This is a genomic window from Streptomyces sp. NPDC059994 (genome assembly GCF_042737755.1).
Taxonomy (GTDB): domain Bacteria; phylum Actinomycetota; class Actinomycetes; order Streptomycetales; family Streptomycetaceae; genus Streptomyces.
Window position 1 is genome coordinate 1 of sequence record NZ_JBHWUR010000007.1, and the last position, 13,075, is coordinate 13,075.

Annotated in this window: 15 protein-coding genes; 10 read left to right on the forward strand and 5 right to left on the reverse strand. The window is 69.6% G+C overall.

The window, feature by feature from the left end:
• Positions 1-166: 166 nt before the first annotated feature.
• From ACFWA7_RS06020 to ACFWA7_RS06030, 3 genes are all read right to left on the reverse strand, one after another.
• Positions 167-1,729 (reverse strand): S8 family serine peptidase, encoded by a 1,563-nt coding sequence (locus ACFWA7_RS06020; protein ID WP_385821261.1) that lies wholly within the window; start codon positions 1,727-1,729, stop codon positions 167-169.
• A 137-nt stretch (positions 1,730-1,866) separates the two neighbouring features.
• The gene (locus ACFWA7_RS06025; protein ID WP_385821263.1) at positions 1,867-2,310 is read right to left on the reverse strand and encodes an NUDIX domain-containing protein; all 444 of its coding nucleotides are present in this window, start codon (positions 2,308-2,310) and stop codon (positions 1,867-1,869) included.
• Positions 2,311-2,530: 220 nt separating this feature from the next.
• Positions 2,531-3,136, reverse strand: coding sequence for a TetR/AcrR family transcriptional regulator (locus ACFWA7_RS06030; RefSeq protein ID WP_385821265.1), 606 nt, complete (start codon positions 3,134-3,136; stop codon positions 2,531-2,533).
• Positions 3,137-3,282: 146 nt separating this feature from the next.
• Between ACFWA7_RS06030 and ACFWA7_RS06035 the strand changes: the two genes are divergently transcribed.
• Complete coding sequence (locus tag ACFWA7_RS06035; RefSeq protein ID WP_385821267.1) at positions 3,283-4,866, forward strand: MDR family MFS transporter; 1,584 nt, start codon at positions 3,283-3,285, stop codon at positions 4,864-4,866.
• Positions 4,867-4,870: 4 nt separating this feature from the next.
• On the opposite strand, the gene ACFWA7_RS06040 is transcribed toward ACFWA7_RS06035, so the two are convergent.
• Positions 4,871-5,161 carry a hypothetical protein gene (locus tag ACFWA7_RS06040; protein WP_385821269.1) on the reverse strand — a complete coding sequence of 97 codons (291 nt, stop codon included), beginning with the start codon at positions 5,159-5,161 and terminating at the stop codon, positions 4,871-4,873.
• Positions 5,162-5,651: 490 nt separating this feature from the next.
• Between ACFWA7_RS06040 and ACFWA7_RS06045 the strand changes: the two genes are divergently transcribed.
• The 4 genes from ACFWA7_RS06045 (at position 5,652) to ACFWA7_RS06060 (ending at position 9,699) form a co-directional block, all read left to right on the forward strand.
• A complete protein-coding gene (locus tag ACFWA7_RS06045; protein ID WP_385821271.1) occupies positions 5,652-6,395 on the forward strand; it encodes an SOS response-associated peptidase in 744 nt (247 codons plus the stop codon).
• Between the two features lie 135 nt (positions 6,396-6,530).
• Positions 6,531-7,130 carry a chloramphenicol phosphotransferase CPT family protein gene (locus ACFWA7_RS06050; protein WP_385821273.1) on the forward strand — a complete coding sequence of 200 codons (600 nt, stop codon included), beginning with the start codon at positions 6,531-6,533 and terminating at the stop codon, positions 7,128-7,130.
• Between the two features lie 297 nt (positions 7,131-7,427).
• Entirely contained in the window at positions 7,428-9,008 is a 1,581-nt protein-coding gene (locus ACFWA7_RS06055) for an alpha/beta hydrolase (protein ID WP_385821275.1), read from the forward strand.
• 118 nt (positions 9,009-9,126) lie between these two features.
• Entirely contained in the window at positions 9,127-9,699 is a 573-nt protein-coding gene (locus ACFWA7_RS06060; RefSeq protein WP_385821465.1) for a LysR substrate-binding domain-containing protein, read from the forward strand.
• On the opposite strand, the gene ACFWA7_RS06065 is transcribed toward ACFWA7_RS06060, so the two are convergent.
• Entirely contained in the window at positions 9,665-10,198 is a 534-nt protein-coding gene (locus tag ACFWA7_RS06065) for a putative immunity protein (protein WP_385821277.1), read from the reverse strand. The two genes, ACFWA7_RS06060 and ACFWA7_RS06065, sit on opposite strands and share 35 nt — an antisense overlap.
• A gap of 81 nt (positions 10,199-10,279) precedes the next feature.
• Here ACFWA7_RS06065 and ACFWA7_RS06070 point away from each other — a divergent pair, with 81 nt between their 5' ends.
• The 5 genes from ACFWA7_RS06070 (at position 10,280) to ACFWA7_RS06090 (ending at position 12,981) form a co-directional block, all read left to right on the forward strand.
• Entirely contained in the window at positions 10,280-10,489 is a 210-nt protein-coding gene (locus ACFWA7_RS06070) for a hypothetical protein (RefSeq protein ID WP_385542000.1), read from the forward strand.
• Between the two features lie 5 nt (positions 10,490-10,494).
• Positions 10,495-10,788 carry a hypothetical protein gene (locus tag ACFWA7_RS06075; RefSeq protein WP_385821279.1) on the forward strand — a complete coding sequence of 98 codons (294 nt, stop codon included), beginning with the start codon at positions 10,495-10,497 and terminating at the stop codon, positions 10,786-10,788.
• A 78-nt stretch (positions 10,789-10,866) separates the two neighbouring features.
• Positions 10,867-11,439 carry an EF-Tu/IF-2/RF-3 family GTPase gene (locus tag ACFWA7_RS06080; protein ID WP_385821281.1) on the forward strand — a complete coding sequence of 191 codons (573 nt, stop codon included), beginning with the start codon at positions 10,867-10,869 and terminating at the stop codon, positions 11,437-11,439.
• Between the two features lie 232 nt (positions 11,440-11,671).
• Positions 11,672-12,409, forward strand: a complete 738-nt coding sequence (locus ACFWA7_RS06085) for an SDR family oxidoreductase (protein ID WP_385821283.1) — start codon at positions 11,672-11,674, stop codon at positions 12,407-12,409.
• A gap of 254 nt (positions 12,410-12,663) precedes the next feature.
• Positions 12,664-12,981 (forward strand): hypothetical protein, encoded by a 318-nt coding sequence (locus tag ACFWA7_RS06090; protein ID WP_385542007.1) that lies wholly within the window; start codon positions 12,664-12,666, stop codon positions 12,979-12,981.
• Positions 12,982-13,075 lie beyond the last annotated feature (94 nt).

Here is a 13,075-nt window from a genome sequence, read left to right on the forward strand (position 1 = left end):
GTGTTTGGGTTGGTGTCTTTTGTTTTTTTCTCTGCCCGCTCTGCTGGCCGTGTTGTTCCTCCCACCCACAGCGGCGGGGGCGCGCTCGTGGGCGGGGGCCGCCCCCCCCCCCCCCCCCGCGACCGGTCATCGGCGCTCCCCGGAGCGGGGGGCGCCGATGACCCGTTCAGAAGCGCAGCGCCCAGGAGTTCACGTAGCCGGTGTTTCCGGCGCGGGCGTCGAACACCCGCAGCCGCCAAACCCCATTGGCGGTCTCCGAGGAGGCGTCGATCGCGTAGACCACGGTGAAGTCCGTGACGGCCCAGCCCTCCCATTCGTCCTTGATGGGATACGCGGTGCCGTCGGGGGCGATCACGTCGATCCGCAGGTCGCCGGAGTCGGGGTGCTTGATGTCGATCTCGACGTCGAGGTCCGCCGGGGCTCGGCCGGACACTCCGCTGACGGTCACAGGGGAGTTGACGGTCGCCAGGTCGGCCACCGGGTAGTCCGTGGTGTTCGCGAAGCGGCTGCCGGGCGGACGCTGCGGTGAACTGCCCACGTACAGAAGCCGGTTGGCCGAGCCGGCGCCCGGGTCGATGACGGATCCGGTCGTGGCCGAGGCGGTGAGTGCCGCACCGACCTGGGCCGGCGTGGCCGTGCGGTGGTCGGCGAGATGGAGCGCGGCCGCACCGGTGACGTGCGGCGTGGCCATCGAGGTGCCGGACATGGTCGTGTACCAGTCGTCGGACCAGTACGCGGCGGAGGTGATGGAGTCTCCCGGAGCGAACAGGTCCACCAGCGGCCCGTAGTTGGAGTAGGAGGCACGGTGGTCCTGGTCGCCGACCGCCCCGACCGTCAGCGCGGTCTGGACGCGGGCGGGGGAGTGGCCCGCCGCGTCGATGTCCTGGTTTCCCGCGGCGACGGCGTAGGTGATGCCGGAGGCGATGGAGTTACGGACGGCGGCGTCCAGGACGTCGTCCGGGTCCCCGCCCAGGCTCATGTTCGCCACGGCCGGCTTCACCGCGTTGCGGGTCACCCAGTCGATGCCCGCCACCACCTGCTCGGTGGTGCCCTCGCCCGTGTAGTCGAGCACCCGCACCGCGACGACCCTCGCCTTCTTCGCCACCCCGTAGGTGGTGCCCGCGACCGTACCGGCGACGTGTGTGCCGTGGCCGTGGTCGTCCTGCGCGGTCATGTCGTCGTCGATGGCGTCGTAGCCGTAGGAGGCACGGCCGCCGAAGTCCTCATGGGTGATGTTCACACCGGTGTCGATGACATACGCGGTCACCCCCTGCCCGGCCGAATCCGGGTACGTGTAGCCCCCGGCCATCGGCAGACGCCGCTGGTCGAGGCGGGCCAGGCCCCAGGAGGGGGGATCCGGCTGGGTGGCATCGAGCCTCAGCGTCCGGTTCTGCGCCACCTCGGCGACCGCCGGATCGGCGGCGAGGCGCCGGGCCTGACGCTCCGACAGATGGGCCGAGTAGCCGTTGAGTGCGGCGTCGTACGTGCGGCGGATCCTGCCGCCGTACCGCTCGACGACGGCCCGGCCCCCCGGCGTACGCGAGGCGGCGCGGGAGGGGTTGAGGACGACGAGGTAGCTGTCGGCGACGGCCCCCGGCGCGTGGGCGTACTGAACGACGCCTTCCGGCGGCCCGGCAGCGGATGCCTCCGTGGTCCCGACGAGTACGAGCGCTGCGGCGAGCGCGATCACGGCGCCGCAGCGCCGTCTTAAGCGCGGTGTGATGGCCATCCGGCCAGGGTGGCCGGTGCCGGTCACCCGCACAAGGGCATGCCGCAGCCCCTGGGGACGCTGGTGCGGATGAGGGGCGGGGTCAGCAACGTGTGCCCGATTGCAGGCGCACGCTCGCGCGACCGGGTCCGTGGCGGTCATGCGCCCCACCCCATCGCGGTGTAGGACCGGCCGACCGCGATGGCGGTGAGGGCGACGGCGGTGTAGTCGACGAGGGGGGAGGGCAGCGCCGAGTACGGGTGCCAGCCCAACGCGGTGCAGCGGTCCGGCTCGCAGATCTTCGGGGTGCCCCGGTAGCGCAGGACACGGAAGAACAGTTGCATGCGCGGGGTGCTGCCGATCGTGTTGCGGTAGTGGAGTACGTGGACGAGGCGGAGGTCCTGGGGCTCGATGGTCACACCGAGCTCCTCGTCGCACTCCCGTACCGCGCACTCCGCGGCCGACTCCCTCTCCAGGTGTCCGGCGGGAACGTGCCACGTACCGGGTGCGAACCGGGCGTCGGGGGAGCGCCGTTGGAGGAGTACCTGCCCGGCCTGTTCGAACACGAGGTGTACGCCGACGATGTTGGGCTGGGTTCCCATGGAGGTCCTCCGGTGGCATCAGTACGGACTGGTGCTCGGGAAACCGGCGCGGTTGGTCATGCGTAACGGTGAAGCGGGGGCGAGTGGCCGCATGAATGTTCTATGTGCGGGTGCGGGGCCCGTCGTACCGCGCTTCACCGTTGTGATCTTTCGTTCGATCCACCCCTGGGGGTGCGGCCACCCGAATCGGTGATTGCACAACGCCTTGACCCCGGTTGCGTCACCGCCCCGTGGCGGATGCCTCGCCGGCCGGCCCGTGACCCCAGCCGTTCTCCAGCAGGGCGAACACCTCGCCCAGCATCCGCGGCGGGTCGTCGCGGCCACGGAGCAGGCCGAGGGTCTCCAGCGCGAAGCGGGCCAGGGCCGCGGAGGCGATGTCGTCCTCGGGGGCGCCGGTCGCTTCGGCGATGGCGGCCGTCAGGGCGCTCTCATGCCGCCGCCACATGCGGTCGGAGGCCTCCCGCAGAGCGGGCGTCGACTCCACCAGTTCCTTGTAGGCGGCGAACCCCGGGTCGTCGCCGGGCCGGGACGCGTACGTCTGCATCAGGTGGTCGCGCAGGGCGTGGATGACCGACTGGCCCGCGGCACGGTCCCGTACGGCGGCGACGAGCGCGGCTTCCCGGCCCTCGTCCTCGTCGAAGACCAGGGCCTCTTTGCCGGCGAAGTGCTTGAACAGCGTGGCCAGCGAGACATCCGCCGCTTCCGCCACCTCGCGGACGCCGACGTTGTCGTAGCCGCGCTCCAGGAACAGCCGCAGCGCGGCATCCGCCAGGGCCTGGCGGGTCTGCGCCTTCTTGCGCTCGCGGCGCCCCATCGTCTCGGTCATGCCCCCCACTCTACCTGCCCGGTATATCGGCTGCAAAAGTAGAACGGTTGCACTTATGGATCGGCTGTGTTTCTCTGGAAGCGGCGAGAAGGCCCCGGGCCCCGCCCCATTCCCCTGAACCTCCCCTCCGCAAGGACTGATGCGCCATGCCGGAAAGCATCACTTCAGCCCCCTCCTCGTCCGCCCACGACACTTCGGCCGACGACCCGGTCGATACATCGCGGCGGATACGTCTGGCGATGCTCGGCGTCATGCTCGCGATGCTGCTCGGCATGCTCGACAACATGATCGTCGGCACCGCGATGCCGACGATCGTCGGTGAACTCGGCGGCCTGAGCCATCTGTCGTGGGTGGTCACCGCCTACACACTCGCCACCGCGGCCTCCACCCCCGTCTGGGGCAAGCTCGGCGACCTCTACGGCCGCAAGGGCACCTTCCTCACGTCGATCGTGGTCTTCCTGTTCGGCTCCGGCCTGTCCGGCGCGGCGCAGAGCATGAACCAGCTGATCGCCTTCCGGGCCCTGCAGGGCTTGGGGGCCGGAGGGCTCGCGGTCGGCGCGTTCGCGCTCATCGGCGCGCTGGTCTCGCCGCGCGAACGCGGCACATACCAGGGCATGTCGGCGGTCATCATGGCGGTGGGCACCGTGGGCGGGCCGCTGCTCGGAGGGTTCCTCACCGGCCATCTCGGCTGGCGCTGGAGCTTCTACATCAACCTGCCGATCGGCCTGATCGTCCTGGTCTGGCTCCAGCTGATGCTGCGGCTGCCCAGGATCCGCACCAAGGCACGGATCGACTATGCCGGGGCCGCTCTGCTGGCCGTCACCATCTGCTCGCTCATCCTCGTGACCACCTGGGGCGGTACCCAGTACGCCTGGGACTCGGCCGAGATCGTCGGCCTGGCCGTCCTCACCGTCCTCGCCCTCGCCGCGTTCCTGTGGTCCCAGACCCGGGCAGCGGAGCCGGTGCTGCCGCTGCGCATCTTCCGCAGCCGCAACCTGGCCCTGTCCTCCGTGCTGGCCCTGGTCGTCGGTGTGGCGATGTTCGGCGTCGTCAGCTATCTGCCGATGTTCCAGCAGACCGTGCAGGGCGCGTCCGCCTCCAACTCAGGAATGCTGCTGCTGCCTCTCATGCTCCCGATCGTGCTGGCCGCGCAGCTCGTGGGAAGGGTGACCACCAAGACGGGCAAGTACAAGATCTTCCCCGTGGTCGGCACCGCCGGCATCGTGCTCGGCCTCTCCCTGCTCTCCACCATGGACACCTCCACCAGCCGTCCGACCTCCTCCCTCTACATGGCGGTGCTCGGTACGGGCCTGGGCCTGGTGATGCAGATACCGATGACGATCGCGCAGAACAGCGTCGAGATGAAGGACATGGGCGTCGCCTCCGCCTCCTCCACCATGTTCCGCACCGTCGGCGGCTCCTTCGGCGTCGCGCTCTTCGGGTCGCTCTTCGCCCGTCAGGTCGAGCACGGCATGCGGGCCGCGCACGTGGACGGCGCCCGTGCCGACAGCGCCCAGCTCGCTCCGTCGGCGCTCGCGAGCCTGCCGCCCACGGTCAAGGACGCCTACCTCGACGCCGTGGCGTCCGGCACTCACACGCTCTTCCTGTGTGGCGCGCTCATCTGCCTCGTGGGCATCGCCGCGGCCTGCTTCATCAAGGAAATACCCCTGCGGGGCAAGCCCACCGCGGCGCCGGCGACGCCCAAGCCCACGGCAGTACAGGCGAGTTGAGGCCCTATGACCGGCACGACCGCCACACCCCTCTGACACGTACAAGTGACACGTACAAGTGACACGTACAAAAGCGAAGCCACGCCAGGGGCCACTTCTCCTTGAGCCGGTCGTAGGAGAACGGCACCAGGATGGGGAAGAGCACGGCCGATCCCAGCGACTCCAGAACCACCGCCGACAGGGCCCACGGCTTGCCCTCGGGGAGGACGCCGACCGCGAGTCCCGAGACCAGTACGGCGAACCCGATTGCGGCGCAGAGGTAGAGGAACTTCTGGTGCACGACGGACGGAGTCACGCGGGCGTCCCCTTCCCGGTTCCGCTTCCCAGGGCCTTCATCACGATCGTCCCGGGGGAGCCGCCACCCGTCACCTCCCCGATCTCGACGGCCAGGAGGCCGTACTCGGCGCAGCGGGCCCGGAACGTATGGGCCTGGTCGGGGCAGGCCGAGAGGAGCAGGCCGCAACACACCCGTCCCGTACGGCACTGCACACCTCGCCCGCACCGGAATCCTCGGTCTCCTCCGCACCCGAGTACCGAGGGATGACCACCGCGTCGGCGTCATCGTCAGCGTCCGAAGAGGCGAATCCTGAAAGCAATGCGAAAGTAAATCGCGTGCGTACCGGAGACGCCGCCAGCGTCCGAACGGTGGGTCGGATCTGATGGATTTCGACGGAAAGGTCATGGAATTCAAGAATGGCATCCTTGAGCAGCCGCCATATTCGCCTACCCGTAAATAGGCCACGGAACAGTGTTTCCCTCGGTGCTCCCGGTGGCACAGTGGTTCCATGTGTGGCCGTTACGTCTCCACCCGCAGCCCCGAGGACCTGGTCCAGCTCTTCCAGGTCACCGACTGGCGCGCCCAGGAGAGTCTGGCGCCGAGCTGGAACGTCGCGCCGACCGACGAGGTATGGGCTGTCCTGGAGCGCACCGCGCGCGGACATGACGATGCCGCGCCGCACGGCAGGCAGTTGCGGCCGCTGCGCTGGGGGCTGGTGCCGTCATGGGCGAAGGACGTGAAGGTGGGCGCCCGGATGATCAACGCCCGAGTGGAGACCGTGCACGAGAAGCCCGCCTTCCGCCGCGCCTTCCTCAAGCACCGCTGCCTGCTGCCGGCCGACGGCTTCTACGAGTGGGAGCAGGTCAAGGACCAAGACACCGGCACAGTCCGCAAGCAGCCGTACTTCATCCATCCCGAGGACGACCAGGTGATGGCGCTCGCCGGGCTGTACGAGTACTGGCGCGATCGCTCGGTCAAGCACGACGACGATCCTGACGCCTGGTTGGTGACCTGCACGATCATCACCACCGAGGCCACGGACGCGGCCGGCCGCGTGCACCCGCGCATGCCCCTGGCGCTCACCGAGGACCATTACGACGCCTGGCTCGACCCCCACCACCAGGACCCCGACGAGCTGCGCGCCCTACTGACCCAGCCCGCGGGCGGCCACCTGGACGCCCGCCCGGTCTCCCCGGCCGTGAACAACGTGCGCAACAACGGTCCGGAACTCCTGGAGGAGGCTGCGCCGTAGATTCCTTCGGGGGTAAGGCATCCCGCTGTCTGCGGCCATGGACTTGGCTTCCGTGACGGACTCTCCCACGGATCTCGCCAGGCACAAAGGTGCCGTGGGCGCGGCGCCGACGCGGCACCGTGTCATCATGCCGATATGACACCCGGCCGGATCATCTTCCTCAACGGCACCTCCAGTTCAGGGAAGACGAGCATCGCCCGGGACCTTCTGGACATCCTTGATGACGGCGTCTTCTTCCACCTGGCGGTGGACGGCTTCAACGCGATGCGCAGCAAGCGGGAGCTCGGGGCCGAGGAGTTGGACGCGGCGCTGCGGCGGACCAGGATGGGTTTCCACCGCTCGGCTGCGGCGATGGCCGCGGTGGGCAACGACATTGTTGTCGACCATGTCCTGAGCGAACCGTGGCGGCTGCTCGACTGCCTGACGGTTCTGCCACCCGAGAACGTGCTGTTCGTCGGCGTCCACTGCCCGATGGACGAACTGGCGCGCCGTGAGCAGGCCCGAGGCGACCGTCCGGCGGGCCTCGCAGCGCACCAGTACGACGTGGTTCACGGTCACGGGGACTACGACCTGGAGTGCGACACCGGCACGGCGAGCCCACGCGAATGCGCTCAGCGGATCAAGGAGTTCCTCCCGTACCGCCCGACTCCCACCGCCTTCACCCGCCTCCGCGCACGCTACCTGACGGACGGTCGCCATGCCTCGGTCTCGGGCGACGGTATGTCGGCGATGTAGATTCCGGCTGATTGTCCTCGCGGAGTGTGGCTTTGACGGGCCATTGGTAGGGGTGCCCCCATCGAGGCTCGGGGGACAGCCGTAGTGAAGGGGACGGCCGTTCCGCTTAGTGTCTGACGGTGTGAGACATATACGGAACAGGGTGAAGAGATACCCCTTTGGCAAATGTCAACCAGCCGCGTCCGTAGGGCCGTTGGCCAGCAGCTCAGCCGCTGTGGCGGTCGCCTTGGCCACGGCGAGCGCGGCGCACACCGCCTGCACTCCCGACCGCAACCCCCCGCATCCCGAGGAGACTTCGTGATCACCTCCAGCCCCGCCCTGCGCCGCACCTCGGCCGTGGGCCTCGCTCTCGCCGCCTGCCTCGGTGCGGTACCCACCGTTACGGCCACGGCGGCGGCGCCCACCGCGTCGAAGTCCGGGGCCCCGCTCGACCGTTACTACGATCAGCGCCTGGGCTGGGGCAGCTGTGCCAAGGGGCCGGGCGACAGTACGGGCCGCGATCTCGACAAGGCGGGCGTGCAGTGCGCGGACGTCACCGTGCCGCTCGACTACGCCGCCCCCAGGGGCCGTACGATCACCGTCGCGATATCCCGGCTCAAGGCCACCGACACCCGCCACCGCATCGGGTCGATCCTGCTCAACAACGGTGGTCCCGGTGGGAAGGCGCTTGAGTCCCCGCCGGAATTCCACGCCTGGATGAAGAAGACCGGCCCGCGGTACGACATAGTCGGCTTCGACCCGCGCTTCGTCGGCCGTAGTACCCCGCTGGACTGCGGTTGGTCCGTCGGCACCAACATCTTCTCGGCCGGTCTCAGCCGGGCGAGTTTCGAGCGCCAGGTCGCCCAGCAGAAGGATCTGGCCGCCAAGTGCCGTGCTACCAACGCCTCCGTGCTGCCGCACGTCACCACCCGTAACACGGCCCGGGACATGGACGTCATCCGTGGCGCGCTCGGCGAGAAGAAGATCTCCTACTTCGGTTACTCGTACGGCACTTACCTGGGCACGGTCTACACCCAGATGTTCCCCGGCCGCACCGACCGCGTGGTCCTGGACGGTGCCGTCGACCCCCGCAAGTTCGGCCCCCGGCTGCTCCAGACGGCCGTCGGTGAGAACGAGCAGGCGCTCGCCGACTGGGCCGCATGGGCTGCCGCCCGCAACGACACGTACGGCCTCGGCCGCACCCGCGCACAGGTCCTGGCCACCATCGACCACATCATCAAGACCTCCGCGCGCGGCCCGCTGACCGTCGGCACGGCGCCCGAGACCTTCCCACTCGACGACACCCAGGTCCCGTTCATCCTGCTCGCCGGGGTCGACAGTGACACCGACACGTCCCGGGCGACCCTCGCCGAACAGGTGTCCGTGCTGAACAAGGCCGCGGCCGGGCAGCCGACCCGCCTGTCGCCGATCTTCGCCGCGACCCTGCGGCTCGCGATGACCGGCGAGCAGTCACACCACGGCAGTGTGCAGTCCGCGGTCATCTGCGGGGACAAGGCGGCCCCGCGCGACCCCGAGGTCTACTGGCGGGACATCGAGCGCAGCCGTGCCGCGTACCCGCGCTTCGGCGCGCTGGTCAACAACATCGGCCCGTGCGCCTTCTGGGACCGGCCGCGCGAGGAGCCCACTCGGGTGAAGCACGACGCCAAGGTGCTGATCGTGTCCGCCACCGGCGACCCGCGCACCGCGCACAAGGGTGCCGTCGCTCTGCACGGCCTGCTGCCGAGCTCCAAGCTGATCACCCTCAAGGGCGCCAACCGGCACGCGATCTACGGCCTCTATGAGAACGCCTGCGTCGACAACGGCGTCAACCAGTACCTGGCCACGGGCAAGCTGCCCGCCAACGACCAGACCTGCTCCAAGCAGGCCGGCCAGCCCTGAACGGCAGGGCTGATGGAGGGGCTGCCCGTCACTGGCCTCGGGAACGCGTCGGCCGTGATGCGCTCCAGTGCCGCGCGATGAGCGTGTTGACGGCGGCGGGCTGCTCCTGGTGGGCCATGTGCCGGCCTTTTCGACCAGCCGCCTGCAAGCCGTACGGGACGATGAGCTGGACGCGGCCTTCGTACGCGGGGCGAGTCGCAGCCAAGGGCTGGACCTCATCCCGGTCTGGAAGGATCCCCTGGTCGTGGCCCTTCCCGCAGCCCACCCCTGCCACCGGCACTGCCGTCCACGTGGCCGACCCCGCCTCCCTGCCCCTGCGGATCGTCCCTCGCGAGAACAACCCCCTCTGGTGGACCTGGTGGGCGCGGCGTGCAACGGCGCCGGGTTCGAGCCCGTCCTCGGCCCCGCCTTCACCACCGACCAGGACACCCTTGCCGCGATCGCCACCGGCGCCGCCGACTGGACGGTCTTCTACGCCGCCCAGGCCGCCCGCCTCCTCGCCGGGCGCACCGTCTTCCGGCCCTTCGCTCCTCCCGTCCCGATGGCCGAGACCTTTCTCGCCGTCCATCCCGCCACACCCGCGCGCCGCCTCACTCCTCTCCTCGCCGCCTGCAACGCCCAGGAATCACGGCTCGGGCTGCCGAGTCTGATCGTCCTCAGGTACGGAGTGCGGCGTCGAGATCGCGGATGAACTCTCCGACGCGTCCGCCTCCGGGAGGTGCGATGGGCAGACGGCCGAGCACCGCGGTGACCGCCGGAGGGGCGTGATGGCGCGCCCAGTCAAGGGTTTCCGCAGGGACGCGCTGGTCCTCTGCGGCTGCCAGCTCCTCCGCGCGGGCCGCGTGCGCTGCCGCGCCGAGGATGTGTTTGACCTGATGAGCGCTTGCCTTGGGATGGAGGTAGGCAGCGGCGGCGGCATGGCTCGCCGCTCGTGCCGCGTCGGCCGCGGCGGGTGAAGGGGCTTGTTGTGCCGCTCTGTACGCCGCCCATGCACTCTGCCGCAGGGCGCCCGTGCGCCGACCGCCACGGGCGAAGGCGTGTGCTGCGTCGATGGCGTCGCGAGGGCGCGTGTCCGCAGGAAGACGCTGCTCGAAGAGCGACAGCACTCTGCGGGCGCAGTCGGCCGCGTAGCCCGTGATCTCGCGCAGTTCGTGTTCGCTCAGCTCAATGTCTTCTGACTCGTTCGGCACGGTTCAATCCTGCCGCAGCCAGACTCCCCGGGACGATCCCATGCTGTTTTCTGATCTCAGGGGGATCACGTGTCGACTCGCATGCCTACCGCGCTTGCCGTCGGCTCTCTCGTACTGGTCGCGCGATGTTCGGGCGGCGGCGGTGACGGCAAGAGCGGAACGACGCCCAAGACGCCCGACGGCGCGGAGTCGGCACCGGCCGCCTCGCAGTCCAAGTACACCAAGTTCGCCGACTTCCCGGGCAAGGACTTGGTGACGACCGAACCGGGAATGCCGCTCGGCGTGCGGTGAAGGCCGTGGACACCAGTTGGACGCCAGAACGGGTACGTAAGCCGGCCGCCCCCGGCGAGCTCGCTGAGCTTGCCGATGTCCAGCGGGACGCGGGCGGCCAGTGCCGCAACTACAGCTGGACCGAATCCTTCCTCGGGAGCATGGTGGAGCAAGGCGCGGCCAAGGTCGGCGTGGTCGGGTTCGGCGTGCCGGACACGGAGAAGGCCACCTCGTCCGAGGTGTGCGGTCCCACGAAGCAGGCCGAGGTGGACACCGACGAATTCCCCTGTGTCCCGATCAAGGCTCCCAGCGGGACCTGAGGGTTGTCCCGTACGAGCCCGTGAGCGTTTGGGCGTGTGAAGCCCTCACACTGTGGGTGGACCGAGGGGGTGGCTGGTGTGGACGGAGTGGAGACGACGTTCCTGATGTGTGTCGAGGACGTCTTTCGCCTGCAGCAGGGGAGGTTGGTCATGCTGACGGGCCGTATCGAGCGCGGGAGGGTGCGGACGGGGGACGAGGTGGAGATCGTCGGCTCCGGCAGCGGCGTGACCGCTCGCGTCGCGGACATCGAGCAGAGCCACGTACGTATCGACGAGGCGAGTGCGGGCATGAACGTCGGTGTGCTGCTGCGCGGCGTCGCGGCGGACGCGGCCGCGCGCGGGCAGGTGCTGGCGACGCCGGGCTCGATCCGTGCCCACACGGCGTTCACCGCGGACATCGCGCTGTTGCCCGAGGAACAGGGCGGCGCGGATGTGGTCTCTGGCGATCGTCTTCACTTCTACACCGGAACCGCCGTGGTGTGGGGCACCGTCACACTGCTGCATGGCGTCGACGTGGTGCGGCCCCTTCACCGGGCCGAGGTCACGGTAGTACTCGAAGAGTACGTCGCCCTGGAGGAAGGGCGGTCCTTCGCCTTCCGCCACCACCACCGTGCCGCCGGTTCCGGCACCGTGAGTCGTCTCGTGGTCTGAATGTCACGCGTGGGGCGGGGTGGACTCCGTGATGCCCGGGCGCGGTGCTCGCGTCGGAGTTCGTTCAGAAGCAGGCGTTCCTCGTCCGTGGGCCGGTCACGGGCCCGTGCGCCGGCCAGCACCTGGCGTACACCGCGCTGCTCGCCCGTACGGGGATCGGAATCCGCGCGCGGCGGTGCCTGTGCGCGTGGTAGAGAGTCGCTGATCATCAGGCTTGGTTCCAGGGGGAGTTATGAGCGGCAGTCAGGAAGTCATGAGCGGCGAGCACGGCGGACCGGTGACCCTTGTCACCGGCGGGGCCAGCGGGATCGGTGCGGCGACCGTGCGGCGGTTGGTCGCGGCCGGGCATCGGGTGGCCGTAACCGGCCGCGACCAGGGACGGCTCGACGGATTCGCCGCCGAACTGGGCGCCGGGGAGGCCTTGTTGCCCATCGCCGCAGACACCACCGACTTCGCGGCGGTCCAAGGTGCCGTCGACACCACGGTCAAGGTCTTCGGGCGGCTCGACCACGTCGTCGCCAACGCGGGGTTCTCCACCCACGACAACCTCGCCGACGGCGACCCCGAGGAGTGGCGCGAGATGCTCCTCGTGAACGTCCTCGGCCCTGCTCTCCTTGTGAAGGCGGCGCTCCCGGAGCTCATGGCCAACGGGGGCCGGATCATCCTGGTGGGCAGTACCGCGGGCATCAAGAACACCCCCGGCAACATGTACTCGGTCAGCAAGACCGCCCTCACCTCCCTCGCCGAGAACACCCGCGTCCTGGTCACCGGTGCCGGAGTCGGTGTCACCCTGATCGCCCCCGGCCGGGTCGACACCCCGTTCTGGAGCAGCCACCCGCAGGGCGCCGCGCCCACAGGGCCGGTGATGACCGCGGAGAACGTCGCCGACGCCATCACCTGGGCGCTCGGCCAGCCGGCCGGAGTGGATGTGAGCACCGTGGTGGTCCGCCCCATCGGGCAGGTCCACTGACCCGCGGGCGCACGCGGGGGCCCTTTGTATTCCGGTACGGCGTTCTCGCCGAGGACCCCATGGACGGCCGGCAGGGCCAGTCCCGGGCAGCCGAGATCTCCGCCGAGGAGTTCGAGCAGTTGTGGGCTGAAGCGAGGCGGGCTCTTGGCGGGCGACCACCCGGGTGGGGGAGTGGGTTGGTTGGTATCCCCATTGCGGGGCATTCCAAGAGGATGCCCCCGACACCCGCGGGGGCCTGCACGTCAGGAGTTTCCATGACCGACTACGTCATCACCGTGCCGGGCACGTTCGTGCACGGCGTCACCGACGCCCAGCGTTCCGCGGTGGAGCGGAAGCTGCGTCCCCAGGACCCGGCGAACACCGACTTCGGGGAGAACGAGGAGTTGAGCCTGTTGACCGTCCAGGACGGCAACACGTTCTCCGTCCGGCTCGAAGTGGAGGCCGCCAGCCGCACCGAGGCCGAAGCACACGCGGTGCGGTTGGTCTCCACTGCCCTGCGCGACAGCGGATTCACCGAGGAGGACGCCCCCTTGGGGCCTGCAGCGGTCACGGGGATCGACCGCGAATTCTGAACTGTGCCAGGGTGCTTCGCGTACGCGCGGCAGACTGCCGCTCAGCCCTCGACGATACGACGATGAGGGACTCGGGGCGCGTCGAGGGCGGTCA